The following is a 17,228-nucleotide window of genomic DNA, read 5'->3' as shown; positions in this document are numbered from 1 at the left end:
TGCCACACTGTGCTAGTTAGGTATTTGCCAGCATAACCGCTGCCAATCGCGTCTGAACCATAAGCTTTGCAACATCTTGCATGCTATGCTTAGCCTTCCACTGTAAACGTTCATACGCTTTTGCAGGATTTGCGTGGCCTTCTGCAATATCGGTAGGCCTGAAAAAGGACTGGTCGATACGGACATGGTCTTCCCAATTCAGACCGGCTAGTTCAAACACTACGTTGATAAAGTCACTCAGTTTTGACGTGTGTCCGGTCGCAATCACGTAATCGTCTGCCCGTTCTTGCTGAAGCATCAGCCACATGGCCTCTACGTAATCAGGAGCCCAGCCCCAGTCACGGGCGATATCAATATTACCTAGGGTCAGTATTTCATTGCTGCCCTGAGCAATCCGGCACGCTGCTGCTACAATCTTCTGTGTAACAAACCGCTCTGGTCTCAGCGGAGATTCATGGTTAAACAAAATACCAGTGCTTGCCTGGAGTTGATAGGCCTCCCGGTAATTGGCGACCTGCCAGAAGGCAGCGGCTTTTGCAACGCCGTAAGGGCTACGTGGGCGAAAAGGTGTGGTTTCATCAGCCGCCAATGAACCCGTGTCACCAAAACATTCGCTGGAGCCAGCATTATAAAATTTTATTGGTAAATCGCTGAAACGGATTGCCTCAAGAAGATTAAGAGTGCCGACGCTGATACTTTCGAGGGTTTCTACAGGCTGCTCGAACGATAAGCTTACTGAACTTTGCCCGGCTAGATTGTATACTTCGTCGGGCCGAACCTTTTGCAGAGTCTGTAAGACACTTCGAAAGTCGTTAATGCTAATCGACACCAGGCGAACCTGCTGGTAGATGCCTAGACGAACTAAATTCTGGAAAGAACCCATTTGGGCATCGCGTGATGCTCCATATACTGTATAGCCTTTGTCCAACAGAAGTTTCGCCAGATAGGCTCCGTCCTGACCTGATACGCCACAAATCAACGCAGTCTTCATGTAATACAGTTAGGCTACCTTCTCAGAAGTTGAAAGACAAAACTAGCGATTAAGGCCAAAAGCGCACCAAAAATAGTGAAGCCCATGATGATAGCTACTCGCTTTGGCCCGCTCTTACGAAGTGGAACCTGAGGGGGTTCGAGGATCTGGAAGACAGGAGCTTCTTCCTGAACTTTAATCCGAGCCTGCTCTAATTGTTTCGAAAGGTCATTATAAACGGTCTGAGCCAATAAGAAATCAGCCTGAAGGCGCTGCTCTTCTATCTTCGCTGTGTTCAGAAATAAACTGCGGTTACGATCCCGGTAACTCGACAATTGATACTCCGCTGATTCGTACCGCTTGCGGGCTCTGTTAACCTGCTGAGTCAAAAAAGTGACTTGTTTGCGCGCTTTGCTAGTGCGGTAGTTGGTAACATAAGCCGTCAAATAATCTAGTGTGTAACGCGCCACCGTAGCCGCTACCGTGGCATCAGGCATTTGCGAAGTAATCGTTACGATACCCGACTTTTTGTCCATATAAACATTCACACGCTCATTAATGCTTTCACCCAGTTGTTCTTGCTGGCGCGTTAATCTTATTGTAGACCTTGCTGGGTCAGACGATACAGGGGTTGTTAAGCTTCCTGCGGGATCTTCTGATGTTGTAATCTGGCTCAGCCATCCAGATTCTACCTGATCCTTAAGGTACGTGTGCAGAGAGGTTGCCTTCTTGGACGTAGCCGACAGAACCGGCTGACCAAGAATATGCAAGGTAAACGGAACGCTCTTCACTATATCCGGGTACAAATCTGGCCGGATCGCTTCTGATGTACTATTAAAATTATCAAGACTAACACCCGCTAAACCGGCCAGCGATTTAAGATCGCTCAATCCGCCCGCTCCAGTTGGTGATTTCAGTTCGGGCATCACCTTCACGGTCGACGTATATTCATCAGGCTGAGAGAACGCGTAGACCGCACCCAAAATGAGAAAGATAATTGTAGAACGTAGTAAGATACGCTGGTTTCGTTTGAAAAAATAAACGATGTCCCCCAGCCTGATTTCAACCTCTCCCTCGTCAGGCTGCTTGGTAATTTGTTCTTCTACAACGGACATGATAAACGATGATTGTAGTTAATTACGCAGTACGTTGAGAAGCGTAATTGCTAATGTTGTCACTAAGGATAAGATACCTATGCGCTCCGCAGGGCTTAATCGATTATTATCTAGAGGCTTAAATGGAGCCACGATTGTAGAGCCAGGCTCAACTCGGGGCCGCGATGTGAAAAACAGAAATTGATGCGTTCGGTCTTTTCGACCATTTGGATAAATAATATACGATTTACTCTTACGGGCGTTATCTGTGAAACCACCTGCTTCGCTTATATAATCATCAAATTTATACCCCAACTTAAAGCTGACGGACGCTGGATTCAACACGGCACCCTGAACGGATACGATCTCTGACCGTCTGGGAATGAATAATGTATCACCATCATCAAGCAATAAATTCTCTTCAGATTTAGGATTATCCAGAATGCCTCGTAGATCACTACCAACGATCTGGCCTAAACGCTTGTATTGAGCCCCAGGCATATAAGCGCCTGGTTTAAGACCGCCTGCTCGTTGAATAGCATCACTAATACGCTCCTGTCGGTTCGCAATGGCATAATTACCGGGATGCAGCACTTCTCCAAACACATACACTTGACGCTGGGATTCGTAATTAGGTGATGTGCGAACATACACAATATCGAAGGGTTGAAGCCTGAACCTCTGCCCTTCCTCAGATGAGGGGCCTGAGGTTGTTTCTAACGGACTCATCTGAAGGTTCCGGTCTAAAGCAAACCGATAAATTTCAAGGGTAGTGGTTCGAACGCCCGCGGAGTCCTGACGGATACGGCGAGCAACTTCAACCAGATTCGGTTTTGCTCCTTCCTGAAACCCGCCCGCTAGCGCAATCAGATCAGCTACGCTCATGTTGTTAACAAACTCAATTGTATCGGGCTTATTAACCGCTCCCTCAATCGTTACGTAGTATTCTTCCCGCAAATCACGGATTGACAAAACCGTCAGGCTATCTTGTTGCATGAGTGGAATATCCTGAATTTCGCCCCGCATCAGTTTACCCAGATCGAACGATACGTTCTCCCGGTCCATATCGGGCCGTTCCCGAATGATAGTGGCACGGTTTACAAACGCGTCTTTACGTAAGCCTTCTGCCCGGTTGATTAGCTGTTTAACAGTTTCCAAACCGGGTTCAAGGGCGTAATCGCCCGGTCGCATAACTGCACCAGCTACTTGCACCCGATTTTCATACCGTTCCAGAATCTTTCCGACTTCATATTTGTCTCCACGCTGGGGAACAAAATTATTTATCTGCTCTTCCGTAATGGTCACAATGCGCCGTTCGCGGGCGGTGTTGCGCCGAAGTGTTATAGACGCCCGATAAGCATCATCCGCAAACCCTCCGGCAAAACTTAGCAGTGTCTTCAGTGATTCGCCCGGCAGTACTTCAAAAATAGCGGGCCGACGGACCTGACCGGTAAGTTCAACCCGAGTTTCGTAATCAGCGACCCGAATGACGTCCTGATCCAGCAACCGAATATTATCCCGCTGGTCGGCTTTGAGAATGAAATCGTAGAGATCGATAGTGCGCACGACCCGATTGCCACGAATGATTTGAATTTTACGAAATGAACCCGTTTCCGGATTAGGACCACCGGCTAGATACAAGGCATTAAAAGCAGAGCCCAACGAGGAAATGGTATAAGTGCCCGGCCGAACGACTTCACCTACCAAGGTCACCCGGATACTTCGAATATTACTGAGTGCTATGTTAGCGCTGGTGCCGCTACCCGGAACGCCCAAGCCTTGGTAGCCACCTTTGCGCAGCCGGTCAATGATGCGTTGTTCTGCCTGCTCAATGGTTAATCCCGCAACGAAGATAGCCGGGATATTGGGTACTTTGACGGTGCCTTCCGGTGATACTTTTAAGCGGAAATTATCAGAGGATGCCCCCGAAATATCAATACTGATTTCGTCGTCAGGACCAACAATGTAATTTCTTGGGGTTGCAATCCGCAAATTTGGCTCGAACGATAAATTGGCATTCTCAAACAGAGAAGCTCCAAATACCTTCAACTTCTTAACCGTGTCCTGACGAAAGTCGTCGGGCAAAGAATCGATAAAGCGACGCGACAGATCGCCGGGAAACCGACGACCGCTCGCTGTGTCGACCGTTGTACGCCCTGAAGATTTTGGATTCTGCGATCGAATTTCCGTGATCCGTTTCCGCATCTTGGCAATATCAGTAAGGGTATATCCTTGTGACATAGCCGCCTGCTCAATCTGAGCTTCACTAAGGCCGCTCGCCTGCGCCCGTCTGTAGAACTCAAGTACCTGATCATCGCTTAGCTGGTCTACGCGTGAACCAGCCTTCTGAGCTACCACACTGAACGATACGGTTAGCAATAGCAGAGATACGATAATAAAGAACGGACGGATACGGTAGGTATAACGTGACAATTTGTCGGTAGTACGCATGAACAGTGGCTGTTGGGCCAAAATTTGATCCTGCAAAAGTAATAGAATAGTTTCAAAACGTTGTTCCCATAAAGTAAGGTACATCCATCAATGTCTAACCGACCTTGTAGTACCACTGTAATGCACTAAATTTGTAGAAAAAACCGTCAATAAGTTCGTAGGTCTGTGAGTAAACAGGTAACTGATACGTATTAACACTTACGAACTTATCCATGAGCTTACCGACTTACACACTGAAAAATGATTAATCTCATAGCCAAATTTTTCGGCACTAAATCACAGCGGGATATTAAGGAGCTCCTGCCGTATGTTGAGAAGGTGAATGCCGAATTTGCTCGCTTAAAAGACCTTTCCAATGACCAGCTTCGTCAACTATCGGCTGAACTCAAAGCGCATATTGCAGATGAGCTAGCCGCTATTGACAATCAACTGGCCGAGCTCAATGAGCAGGTAAGTCACCCTGAGGTTGATGTTAACGAGAAGGAACGGGTGTTCAATCAGATTGATAAGCTGGAAGCCGACCGCAATACGGAGCTTGAGCGCGTTCTGATGGATATTTTACCGCAGGCGTTTGCCGTGGTTAAGGAAACAGCCCGCCGGTTCACTAATAACGAACAGCTTCAGGTTACGGCCACCGATTTTGATCGGGAACTGGCTACTCGGAAAGGTAATGTCGTTATTGAAGGCGATCAGGCATTCTGGGCCAACCGCTGGGATGCTGCCGGGACCCCCATCAAATGGGATATGGTTCACTATGACGTGCAGATCATTGGGGGCGTTGTGCTCCACCAGGGGAAGATTGCTGAAATGGCCACCGGGGAAGGTAAAACACTTGTGGCCACATTGCCTGCCTTCCTGAACGGGCTCGCCGGGCGTGGGGTGCACGTAGTAACGGTTAACGACTACCTGGCGAAACGTGACTCGGAGTGGATGGCTCCACTTTTTGAGTTTCATGGTCTGCGCATTGATTGTATTGATAAGCACCAGCCAAACTCCGAAGCCCGGAAGCGGGCCTATATGGCTGACATTACGTACGGAACAAACAACGAATTCGGCTTCGACTACCTGCGCGACAACATGGCCCGTGAACCGGCTGAGCTGGTACAGCGTAAGCACCACTATGCCATGGTCGATGAAGTTGACTCGGTCTTGATTGATGACGCCCGGACGCCCTTAATCATCAGCGGTCCTGTTCCTCGGGGCGATGAACAGGATTACATTGAACTCAAACCACGCGTTTCCCGTGTGGTAGAAGCCCAGCGTAAACTCGTATACGATTATCTGAACGACGCTAAGAAAAAGATTGCGGCAGGTGATGAGAAAGAAGGAGGGTTATCGCTGTTCCGGGCTCACCGGGGTTTACCTAAGCATAAGCCACTTATCAAGTTCCTTTCTGAAACCGGCAATAAGGCGCTTCTTCAAAAAACAGAAGCTATTTATCTGGCGGAGAACCAGAAGTTAATGCCGGAAGCCGATGCGCCCTTGTATTTTACAATCGACGAGCGGCACAATAGCATCGACCTCACCGAAAAAGGTATTGACTATATCACCGGTTCGGGTGAAGATCCTAACTTCTTTATCCTGCCCGATTTGTCAATAGATCTGAATGCCATTGACAAAAGTTCTGACTTTTCGGAGCCAGAGAAAATTTTACGTAAAGAAGCGGTTATCCGGGACTACGCCGTTAAAACGCAACGTATCAACACGGTCAACCAGTTACTAAAGGCTTACACCCTGTTCGAGAAGGACACCGAGTACGTTATTATGGACGGTAAGGTGAAAATCGTTGATGAGCAGACGGGACGTATTATGGAAGGCCGACGCTGGTCGGATGGGTTGCACCAGGCTGTTGAAGCGAAAGAGAACGTAAAAGTTGAGGACGCTACACAAACCTACGCAACTGTAACACTCCAGAATTATTTCCGGATGTACCACAAACGGGCGGGTATGACCGGTACAGCCGAAACGGAAGCCTCTGAATTCTGGCAAATCTATAAGATGGACGTAGTGGTAATTCCAACGAACCGCTCCATCAGCCGAAAAGATGAGGAAGACAAAGTTTACCGGTCTGTCCGTGAAAAGTACAACGCGGTCGTCGATGAAATTGCCAGTCTTGTCGAGAAGGGCCGTCCCGTACTAGTGGGTACTACGTCGGTTGAAAACTCTGAATTACTCAGCCGGTTCCTGACCATTCGCAAAATTCAACACCAGGTTCTGAACGCCAAATATCACCAGCGCGAAGCCGAAATTGTAGCCTCGGCCGGGCAGCCCGGTACTGTAACCATTGCAACCAACATGGCCGGTCGCGGTACGGACATTAAGCTAACGCCTGAGTCGAAAGCAGCCGGTGGGCTGGCCATTATCGGTACCGAACGGCACGAATCGCGTCGGGTCGACCGGCAGTTACGGGGTCGGGCCGGGCGTCAGGGTGATCCAGGTACGTCGCAGTTCTTTGTTTCGCTCGAAGACAGCCTGATGCGCTTGTTTGGCTCTGAACGAATTGCAAAAGTGATGGACCGCATGGGGCTGGAGGAAGGTGAGGTTATTCAGCACTCAATGATCACAAAGTCCATTGAGCGGGCTCAGAAAAAAGTAGAAGAAAACAACTTCGGTATTCGGAAGCGGCTGCTTGAGTATGACGATGTCATGAACTATCAGCGCGAAGCCATTTACAAACGTCGTCGGAATGCGCTCTTCGGTGACCGGCTACCGCTCGATATTGCCAATACCATGTACGACGTAGTGGAAGAGACCATTACAAACGCGGAAGGTAATTACGAAGAGATTAAGCTGCAACTGCTGACCACGCTTGGTTTTGAGCCGTCGTTGACTGCGGAAGAGTTTGCCAAGATGAAGAAAGCCGATCAGGTTCGGCATCTTTACGAGGAAGTAGAAGCGAAATACGAGGCTAAGAACCATGCCATTGCCGAAAAGGCCCTTCCTGTGCTGACCCAGGTGCTTCACGAACAGGGCGATCGGGTGAAGAACATTGTAGTTCCTTTCACGGATGGTCTGCACGAACTGACGGTTGTTACGGACCTGCAGAAGGCGGTAGAGTCGGGTGGTCGTGATCTGGTGACGGAAATGGAAAAAGCGGTGACGCTATCCGTTATCGATCAGGAATGGAAAGAACACCTGCGCGAGATGGACGACCTGAAACAGTCGGTGCAGAACGCGGTATTTGAGCAGAAAGACCCCTTGCTGGTGTACAAGTTTGAGTCGGTAGAGCTATTCCGCCGATTCCTTAATAAAGTTAACTTCGATACGATTAGCTTCCTGTCGAAGGCCGACATTCCAGCCCAGGATGTTGAAGAAGTGCAGCAGGAAATTCGGCAGGCACCCACGCAGCACCGGCCGCAGCCACAGCCTGAGTTGCACACCAACATGGAGGACTTTGACGACGATCACCTGGCTACGGGACCAGAAGAGTATGCACGGCGCATGGCGGAAAACAACGCGATGGGGGCCGGTGCGCCACCGATGCCTCCTCGCCAAGCTCCGGCACGGGTAGCTAAGCTCGACCGGAACGCCCGTGTAAATGTGCAGTATGCAGATGGTTCGGTGAAGCGCGACGTAAAATTCAAAACCGTTGAAAACGACGTTGTCAGCGGGAAAGCGATGCTGATTGAATAAGTTAGTTGATTAATAGTTGCCAAAATGCCCTCCGAATACTCCGTTCAGAGGGCATTTTTATTGAGTCAGTCTTTACTGATGCGGTTGGGCCTAAATTACGTTTGTAGGTGAAGAAAATCTGATTAAAGGCCGATTGCCGTATCGTAGGCCTTCACTGATTCAGGGAGGCAACTGGTTCGGCAGGTCAGTCGCTTCAAGCGCGTTTGAAGAGTGAGATAATTGCACTTAAGACTCTATAAGGAGGCTTTTCGGACTAAATGTAATCGTTGATCCAGGCAATCAAAGTAGACCCACACCCGACGGCTGGGCACCAAGAGGCCGTAATCTACCTAACTACTTCTATTTGGCTTGCTCTAACAGATTTAGCAGATGGGGAAATGTTTACTGAGTAGGGCGTCCGAAAAGCAAGGCAATGATCTCTTCTGTTACCAAATTCTTAACCCATCGTAGCCAACACTGTTGCTTTTTTACTGCCCACGTACAACCAACCCACAACGTTACTGCAACTCATCGGGAATGATCGGTATTTTCCGGATCCGCTTACCGGTAGCCGCATAAATGGCATTCAATACAGCAGGGACAGCCAACGGGCTGGATATTTCTCCTATGCCCCAGGGTCGTTCGTCATCGGTTTCAGCAAAATGAACCGCTATTTCCGGACATTCATCCATTCTCATTAATTTGTTCTGATGAAAGTTGGTATGAACGGCACGGCCATTTTTTATGGGCAGACCTCCGTATAGCAATGCCGTGAGCCCCCAGACAATACCACCTGCAATTTGATTATTTGCTCCGGACGGATTGATTACTTTACCACAGTCAACACCAACGGTAATTTTTACGATGGAAATTTTTTTATTCTGAACCTTCACTTCGGCCACTATCGCACAATAACTATTTCCATACGGGCATACAGCCAGTCCCATACCTTTGTTTGGCTCCAGCGATTTCCCCCAGCCCGCTTTGCCTGCGGCCAATTTCAACACACTCAATAACCGCGAACTGGAGATTGGATATAGATCGCCAACAAAAACATCGCGGCCCTCTTTCAATAAGTCTAAACGAAATTGGTAAGGGTCTTTTTTTAATGCTGTTGCGATCTCATCGATAAAACACTCACTGTAAAAGCGGCCATGCCCTACCACTCCTCTCCAGGCCGAGGAGTGAACAAGCTCTTCCTCAATGAGGTCTTCAAAATCGAACCGTATGTTAGGAATATCGTAAGCCATAAAGGGCAGTTGGGTATCGGCATATTTGGCACCCCACATATACGTTCGAATCTCTTTTTCGTACCATGCGTATAAACGATCATTGTTGTCGAGAGCGACTTGATATTCCATGTGTTGAAAAAGGTGGGCAAGGTTGCATTGATGATCATCTTCACGTGTCCAAATCATTTTGACGGGAATGTTACCGGCCTGGCGGGAAATAAATACGGCTTCCACAGCCATATCAGGATAATACCGTCTGCCAAAGCCGCCACCGGATGGGAACGAGTGCACTTTAATAGTGTCCTGAGAAATATTAAAAACACGCATCAATTCTGTTACAATCAGATTAGGCGCTTGTGACCCCATCCAGATCTCGCAACGATCATTCATTGCATAAGCTGTGCAGTTGAGCGGCTCCAGGCAAGAGTGTAACTGGTGTGGATAAACATAAGATGCTCGCAATGTCCTTCGAACATGTCCTAAATCTGATACGGCATTTTCATCACCAATGTAGCCAGTTGGGTCTGTTCGGTGGAGCGCTCGCCGGGCCGCCAACTTTTCAAAATCTTCAGAGCTTCGTTGCGCATTAGGCCCATCATCCCAGTTAATGATCAATGCATCTCTTCCTTTCTTAGCGGCCCAAAAGGAATCCGCTACAACAACTACGCCTTCGCGAATATCATGAGGCATGTATGGTGTCTGCGTTTGCAGACCAGCGATTGGCTTCGTGTCAAAAACTTTTTTGACCCCTTTTACCTGCAGTGTTTTCGACGCATCGAAGCTTTTTAATTTACCTTTAAATACAGGACAACGAGCAATAACCGCGTAGTGCATACCCGGTAGGTTTACATCCAGTCCGTACTTAAGCTTTCCTGTGACAATGGAAGTAATCAGTTTGGCTTTTCTGGGTTTACCAATGAGTTTAAAGTCTTTCTGATCTTTTAACACGATTGTCGGTGGTGCCTGATGGGTTGCAGCATCGCTGGCCAGTTCTCCAAATCCAAGTTTTTGAGCGGTAACGTGATTGTTGATAAAGTGATTTTCGGCATAACAATTCTCAACGGAAGTGTTCCAGCGCTTGGCTGCGGCTAGGATCAGCATTTGACGAGCTGTTGCGCCTGCGTTGCGAAGAACATCGTACTGATAAGTAATGGTACAACTGCCACCCGTGTCATGCCCCCCATTTTTATCATTCTGAAACTTTTTTAAATCAGTATCCGGAAATTCAATTTTTACCTGCTGCCAGTCTGCCCCTAATTCTTCAGCGACAATCATCGCCATGGCTGTGGATACGCCTTGGCCCATTTCGTGTTTGATGAATTGAAAAAGCACTTGGCCATCAGGAGTAATTTTAAGTAGGTCTCCTAATTCATTTGTACTATTTGCGACCTCATTTTTGATGAATTGATCTTTAGCAATAGAATGAAACGAGAGCATGAAACCTCCTCCTGCTAATGTCGCCACTTTAGTGAAATTTCGTCTGTCCATGTTTGTAAGAATTATTCTTTAATTAATGAAGCCCGCTTCACCGCTTTATGAATGCGTAGATATGTACCGCACCGGCATAAATTTCCCGTCATGGCAGCTGTGATCTGCTCGTCGGTAGGATTGGGGTTTTGTTTAAGGAAAGCTGCCGCCGTCATGATCTGACCAGCCTGGCAATAGCCACACTGCGGTACATCTTCTTCTTCCCAGGCTGTTTGAAGAGGATGCTGGCCAGTTAACGATAATCCTTCAATGGTGACAATCGCTTTATTCAGACCTGCAGAAGCGGGTAAGGAGCATGACCTTACTGCTTTGCCATCAAGGTGAATTGTGCATGCACCACATTGGGCAATACCACATCCGTATTTTGTGCCTGTCAATCCGATAAAGTCACGGATCACCCAAAGCAGGGGCATTTGAGGATCGACGTCTACAGAATGGCTAGCACCGTTTACAGTGAGTTGTATTTTTGTCATGACGATATCTTTTTAAGACTGCGAAGTTTTAAAAAACATTGTCATGTCCAGAATTATTAGATGAGTGTCGCTTATAGCCGACAGACAACGTTTTCTATTGATTGAACGGCGTTGGGCGTGTGTCAGGCTTTTTTTGATTTTGCCCGCGGCTCCAGCCACAAGTGAATCGGTCGTTTGTCTGCTCTTGTGGTTGTTTGTCTAAAAAAGAGCGCTCAGTTATAATAAATTTCGTTCTTGTTTCATGCGAACGATTGCACAAATGCATACCCAGACACCAAATCTGCTAGTTTCCCGCTATCGCTTCGTATTACATAGTTTATTCTGGGTAGGAATTGTATTTTACGATGTCCTGATCTGGGGACTAGTAGATGGGAAGTATGGTGAAAAACTGATTTCTACCCTAGTTGAGCTGCCCATAAAAATCAGTGCCGCCTACTTCACGTTGTATATTCTGATTGACAGATTTCTGGTACTGAAGAAGTACTTAATCTTTCTAATGCTCCTGATTGGCTCAATGGCCATTTGCGGATTCATTCTTCGGGTTATTTCCTACTATATTCTTTATCCTGTATATTATCCGGGGGGATTAAGTATACCCTTATTCTTCCTGCCCAAGATCCTGATCGCTATTTTTTACACCTACTCATGGGTGGCTATTGCGTCAACCTTTCATCTAATCAAATACTATTATCAGCACCAACAGGCAACTCAATTGCTTGAGCAGGCTGCCCAGCAGCTGGAAAAGGAAAAACTGGCGGCTGAACTTAAGCTCTTGAAATCACAGATCAATCCGCACTTTTTATTTAATACGTTGAATAATCTGTACGTGCTTACTCTGAGTCATTCGGAGAAAGCCCCGCAAATGGTTCACAAATTATCTGAATTGATGAGTTATATGCTCTGCGATAGCAACCAGGCGGAAGTATCGCTTGCTAAAGAGATTCAGTATATCCAGAACTACATTGACCTTGAACGACTTCGCTATGGTGACCGGCTTGAAGTCCATTTTGTCAATTATGCTAATGAGGCTACGCACCTGATCGCTCCGCTGCTACTGCTGCCATTCGTTGAAAATAGTTTTAAACATGGGGCGCGGAACCAATTGCAGGGCAGTTGGATACACATTGATCTGGAAGTTGTCAATGATATGTTGATTTTAAAGGTCGAAAACAATAAACCCCCACATCAGCCGAAAAAAACAGAGTCGCCAAGGCTTGGCCTGGAAAATGTAGTTAAGCGATTGAGCTATTTATACCCTGATCGTCATTCCCTACAACTATTCGACGAAGCGGATACATATATGGCTGTACTGAAATTGTCATTAAACACAAATTTAAGCTAGCAAACGGTTAGCAACTAACTAGTTAAAATCTGAAATAGTCTATGCGTTGCCTTATTGTTGATGATGAGCCCTTAGCCCGGCAACTAATGGAGTCTTATGTGAAACGGATAGAAGAGCTTGTCGCGGTGAAAAGTTGTTCAAATGCCCTTGATGTAATGACAACCCTTCAACTGGATACGATTGATATTATTTTTCTTGATATAGAAATGCCGAATGTTACCGGTATTGACCTTCTCCATTCCTTACCTAACAAACCCCATGTCATCCTGACAACTGCTTATCGCGATTATGCTTTTGAAGCCTATAATCTTGATGTAGTCGATTATTTATTAAAACCCGTCAGCTTTGATCGTTTTCTTCGCAGTATTGCCAAAATCAAGCAATTGAAACGGTATGCACCTTCCGAAAAAGACAAAAAGAATAACGTAATAAATGAAGAGGCTTATTTATACCTGAAAGCAGATCGTGAAATGATTAAAGTGTTCTTGAAAGACATTATTTACATCGAAAGTCTCCGTGACTACGTACGTGTAAGAACAACCAAACAGGAGGTAATCAGCTACCAAAAAATTAGCTATCTTGAACAAAAGCTTCCGCAGAACAAATTTGTCAGGGTTCACCGCTCATTTATCGTTGCCGTTGATAAAGTAACATCGTTTGCCCACAATATTATAAAGCTAGATTACTTACAAATACCAGTTGGGCGGAATTATAAACGTACAGCGTTAACGTTACTAATGAGCCAAGGGGTACTGTCAGACTCAAGGTCGACGTAATGCAAGCTTTGTGAGCTATAAGGTGCTCCCTCGGTGGTTATGGTGAATGGAAGATGTCGCTACTGGTGAGGTAGTCGCTTTCATCTTTGGCCGCCGGACTCATGCGCTTGCTAGCGCTGTAATAAAGCGTTCAAACTCATGTTAGTGGCTGAAACTCTCGATGCCTGGTGCTGGCTCACTATGATTGTCTGAATCAATTGGTTCGGGTCGAAGCTAAGGCTTTGTTGCAAACGCTAGAGCGTAAGCATCTGACGCTTTGCACCCACTTGAAACGGCTCAACCGGCGCACAATTCGTTTTTCTAAATAAGTAGTAATGTATGGCACGGTGATCGACCTATTTATCAATAACTGTTTATTTTCGTTCTTCAACATAGTTAAGTCACCTCCCGTTTTTCTTCACCGATAAATACAATCCAGCCATTACCTTGGTACAGGCACTTTTGTCCTTAACAATCAGTTTTTGATACGATGGATAAGGTAATATGGTTTGTGTTTTTGTCTGTGTTATCCGGGGTGTCGCCCAAAAATGATCCCATTCAGCTACAGCCCGAAAAGCTAGCGTTTACGCCGAAAGAGTTTTTTATCGCAGCGGTTACGGATCAGCGCCAGGAGCGCGGGGCCGTTGCCCGTTTAGCCGTAGCTCTTAACCAGCCTGTTCAACCGGTTGACCTTGAAGGGGGAGCCGCTGAAGGGGTTCGCGCGTTTATCAACCGATCGCTGACTCAAACCAAAAAACTGCGTCCGATCGCCATGCGGATCATACAGCTCCGCCTGACCGAAACAGCGGCTGGTAATCGGGTAACGGGTCGGTTTTCTTTCGAAGCCGCTTTTGATTTACTGGGGAAAGAAGATGGCCGCGAGACAAGTACCCGCCTGACGACGTATCGGGGTAGTGCTAACTATGTCCGTCCGCTTCAGCAAACGACCGTAATCGAGCCAACCATTCGTCAGGCGCTGGTTGCGTCGTTGCGCAGTTTGAACGACTATATGAACCGGGAGGCCAGTCAGAACGAAAAGCTGGCAACGCGCCTAGTGGTGAATTTCAGCGAAGACTCGCGTATTACGGATGATGATACCGTGCATTACAATCCGGCTCGTAAGCTCGTATGGGCCGATTTTCGAGCGGAACCACGTAAGGGAAGCCATTACGCAGCCGAAGTGTTTACCAGCTTTGCTTATGAAGGCAAGAGTGCGGTTAAGAATGGGGTGATCAACGTAAACCTAACGGTAAAAAGTTATATGCTCAAAAATTCATCCTGGGGGCGGCCCGATGCTAAAAACGCGTACGCGCTTAACCACGAACAACGACATTTTGACATTGCCAAGATTACTGCCGAACGGTTTAAACGAAAAATTCAGCCGGATAGCTTGACCCTGGAGGACTACAACAGCATTATCCAGTATCAATTTATAGAGTCTTTTCGGGAAATGAACCAGATGCAGCAGCGGTATGATCTGGAAACCAACCACAGTACGAACCAGGCGGCTCAGGAGCGCTGGAATCAGCAGATCGATGCCGAACTGCGCTCATTCGGTGTCTTGAAATAATCGGCCGTGCCCGCAGATGGGTTTTATGAAGAAATTACGCATTTTGCATATCAGCACGGCCCATCCGCCACAAGACCCCCGTATCGTTTTCAAACAATGCCAGACGCTGGCGGCTGAGTACGAAGTTTTTTGTGCCTTACCGCGTGCCGATTCAGCGATTGCGCCTGATATTCGGTTTATTCGATTGCCTTATTTCCGGCTGGTGATCTGGCGAATACTGATCACCTGTCCACTGGTGTTGCTGCGAGGGCTGTGGTTGCGGCCAAAACTTATCCATGTCTACGTACCAGAGTTCATTCCGTTCGCGTTTGTCTTCCACCTGTTCGGCATACCGGTTATTTACGAGGTTCAGGAAAACCTCTATAAAAAGTTGCATGTTCGGACCCAAAACCGTGGCTACTGGCTGGAAAAGGCGTTTCGTTGGTTTGACCGGGCCGCGCAGCAGCACTTCTTTCTGATCTTCACCGAACATGGCTACCTGGATACGTACTGCGATTTGGAAAAGCCGTATTCGATCATCTATAACTACCCGCTCTTATCGTTTATTGAACCGTTTCGAAAGCCGTATAAACCGGACCCGCATCACCCTTCGTTTTTCTATATCGGCTGGCTTACGTTCGAGCGCGCTTTTGATACGCTGGTGAGCGCTTTAGTATTGCTGAGACTCGTTCATCCTCAGTTTATCGTCCATTTATTCGGGCGGAGGAACTTCAGTGATAAAGACTTGGAAGGCGTTGCCCAGTATGATACGTTACGTTCTCAGTTACAGTTTCATGGCTATGCTGACCAGCGCGATGCGTTTCCGTACGCGGCCGGGGCCACGGCGGGTTTGGCGTTGCTCAAACCCGTTGGCGATTATCCTGATTCGTATACCACGAAACTGTTTGAGTATATGGCCCTGGGTCTGCCAGTCATTACGTCTGATTTTCCGCTGTACAAGGATGTGATTGAGCGCCACAACTGCGGGTTTTGCGTGTCGCCCGAAAACCCGTCGCAGATTGCCGATGCGTTATCGTACCTGATCGATTATCCCGAAGAGGCTTATGCAATGGGGCAGCGGGGGCGTCAGGCCGTTGAGCGGGAGTATAATTGGACGAGTGAAGCCCGGAAGCTACAGAATTTTTATGCCCTAGCGTTAACGGATTCAGCTAAGACATTAAAATGCGATTAAATAAAAGGAATCTAATACATATTGGTATTGTTCTAATGTTTAATGCTACACTTTCCCGGAAGGATTTAACTTTCGGCAATAATTCGGGTTATTTCTTATAGTAGCCTTATTTTTGGCCTGATGTACATCCATGAAGTAAGCCATTATCTTCCAACTGAGGTAATTGGCAATGAACATTTTACCCAGCTCAACGGCCTTTCTAGCGACTGGATTATTGAACGTACTGGAATCGTAGAACGGCGTAAAGCTGGACCTGGTGAGAATACAAATACCATGACGCTTGAGGTGGTTCAGCGACTCATGTCTAAAGTAGATGTATCGACTGTTGATCTGATTGTTGGCGCTACCTATACGCCTTACGATACCATTGTTTCACTGGCGCACGAAGCGCAGCACGCCCTGGGCATTGCGGATATTCCGGTTGTGTCGATATCAACGGCCTGCTCGTCGCTGCTGAACGCTATTGAAGTTGTCGAGGGCTATTTTGCCTTAAATAAGGCCAGCCGCGCTTTGGTCATTGTATCGGAGCATAACACGGCTTACAATAACGAGCAGGACAAAATATCGGGGCACCTCTGGGGCGATGGGGCAGCCGCTTTATTGATCACCAAAGAGCGCCAGAGCGATAACGACTTTGTCATCCGGACACTACTCACCGGTGGAGCCGCGCATACGGCAAAAGCTACCACGGCAGTTATGTTGAAACCAATGGAGGGCGGTGTTACCATGCCGCACGGTCGCGACGTGTTTATCAATGCCTGTCAGTATATGCCGAAAGCGAGTTTGCAGGTGCTGGAAAAATGCGGGCTGACGCTGGCTGATGTGGATTACGTACTGCCGCACCAGGCCAATCTGCGGATCTCCAAGAATGTCATGAACACGCTGGGCCTGCCCGAAGAAAAGCTGATCTCGAACATCGACCGGCTTGGTAATACCGGCTGTGCCGGCTGTGCTATTGCGCTTTCTGAACAATGGGACACGTTCAAGAAAGGGCAACGTATCGTAATCACCGTTTTCGGCGGAGGCTATTCGTACGGAGCCATGCTGATCGAAAAGTAGAGTAACTAAAA

The 17,228-nt window shown here is 47.4% G+C and carries 12 protein-coding genes; 7 read left to right on the top strand and 5 right to left on the bottom strand.

The genetic code is table 11. The features are described 5' to 3' along the window. Positions 1-16 precede the first annotated feature (16 nt). From ACYVIY_RS19265 to ACYVIY_RS19255, 3 genes are read right to left on the bottom strand one after another with little or no spacing between them, the layout of a single operon-like run. A complete protein-coding gene (locus ACYVIY_RS19265) occupies positions 17-991 on the bottom strand; it encodes a GDP-mannose 4,6-dehydratase (protein WP_460978022.1) in 975 nt (324 codons plus the stop codon). A 14-nt stretch (positions 992-1,005) separates the two neighbouring features. After that, positions 1,006-2,085, bottom strand: coding sequence for a Wzz/FepE/Etk N-terminal domain-containing protein (locus ACYVIY_RS19260; RefSeq protein ID WP_460978021.1), 1,080 nt, complete (start codon positions 2,083-2,085; stop codon positions 1,006-1,008). Between the two features lie 18 nt (positions 2,086-2,103). Next, positions 2,104-4,515, bottom strand: a complete 2,412-nt coding sequence (locus tag ACYVIY_RS19255; RefSeq protein WP_460978020.1) for an SLBB domain-containing protein — start codon at positions 4,513-4,515, stop codon at positions 2,104-2,106. Between the two features lie 240 nt (positions 4,516-4,755). Here ACYVIY_RS19255 and secA point away from each other — a divergent pair, with 240 nt between their 5' ends. Continuing rightward, positions 4,756-8,148 (top strand): preprotein translocase subunit SecA, encoded by a 3,393-nt coding sequence (gene secA, locus ACYVIY_RS19250; RefSeq protein WP_460978019.1) that lies wholly within the window; start codon positions 4,756-4,758, stop codon positions 8,146-8,148. 497 nt (positions 8,149-8,645) lie between these two features. Here the strand turns inward: secA and ACYVIY_RS19245 are convergent, their stop codons facing one another. After that, positions 8,646-10,847 (bottom strand): xanthine dehydrogenase family protein molybdopterin-binding subunit, encoded by a 2,202-nt coding sequence (locus ACYVIY_RS19245; RefSeq protein WP_460978018.1) that lies wholly within the window; start codon positions 10,845-10,847, stop codon positions 8,646-8,648. 11 nt (positions 10,848-10,858) lie between these two features. Continuing rightward, positions 10,859-11,320 carry a (2Fe-2S)-binding protein gene (locus ACYVIY_RS19240; protein ID WP_460978017.1) on the bottom strand — a complete coding sequence of 154 codons (462 nt, stop codon included), beginning with the start codon at positions 11,318-11,320 and terminating at the stop codon, positions 10,859-10,861. 241 nt (positions 11,321-11,561) lie between these two features. Between ACYVIY_RS19240 and ACYVIY_RS19235 the strand changes: the two genes are divergently transcribed. The 6 genes from ACYVIY_RS19235 to ACYVIY_RS19210 all read left to right on the top strand — a co-directional run bounded on the left by ACYVIY_RS19235 (position 11,562) and on the right by ACYVIY_RS19210 (position 17,217). Further along, the gene (locus ACYVIY_RS19235) at positions 11,562-12,662 is read left to right on the top strand and encodes a sensor histidine kinase (RefSeq protein ID WP_460978016.1); all 1,101 of its coding nucleotides are present in this window, start codon (positions 11,562-11,564) and stop codon (positions 12,660-12,662) included. Between the two features lie 41 nt (positions 12,663-12,703). Further along, positions 12,704-13,438, top strand: coding sequence for a LytR/AlgR family response regulator transcription factor (locus ACYVIY_RS19230; RefSeq protein WP_460978015.1), 735 nt, complete (start codon positions 12,704-12,706; stop codon positions 13,436-13,438). Between the two features lie 167 nt (positions 13,439-13,605). After that, on the top strand, positions 13,606-13,746 hold the full coding sequence (locus ACYVIY_RS19225) for an IS1 family transposase (RefSeq protein WP_460978014.1): 141 nt from the start codon (positions 13,606-13,608) through the stop codon (positions 13,744-13,746). Positions 13,747-13,907: 161 nt separating this feature from the next. Then, the gene (locus tag ACYVIY_RS19220) at positions 13,908-14,987 is read left to right on the top strand and encodes a hypothetical protein (protein ID WP_460978013.1); all 1,080 of its coding nucleotides are present in this window, start codon (positions 13,908-13,910) and stop codon (positions 14,985-14,987) included. Between the two features lie 25 nt (positions 14,988-15,012). After that, positions 15,013-16,158 carry a glycosyltransferase gene (locus ACYVIY_RS19215; protein WP_460978012.1) on the top strand — a complete coding sequence of 382 codons (1,146 nt, stop codon included), beginning with the start codon at positions 15,013-15,015 and terminating at the stop codon, positions 16,156-16,158. 120 nt (positions 16,159-16,278) lie between these two features. Next, a complete protein-coding gene (locus ACYVIY_RS19210) occupies positions 16,279-17,217 on the top strand; it encodes a 3-oxoacyl-ACP synthase III family protein (protein WP_460978011.1) in 939 nt (312 codons plus the stop codon). Positions 17,218-17,228 lie beyond the last annotated feature (11 nt).

Source organism: Spirosoma knui, from assembly GCF_054780635.1.
Note: the sequence above shows the minus strand (reverse complement) of the source record. Positions and strands in the feature narration are given on the sequence as shown.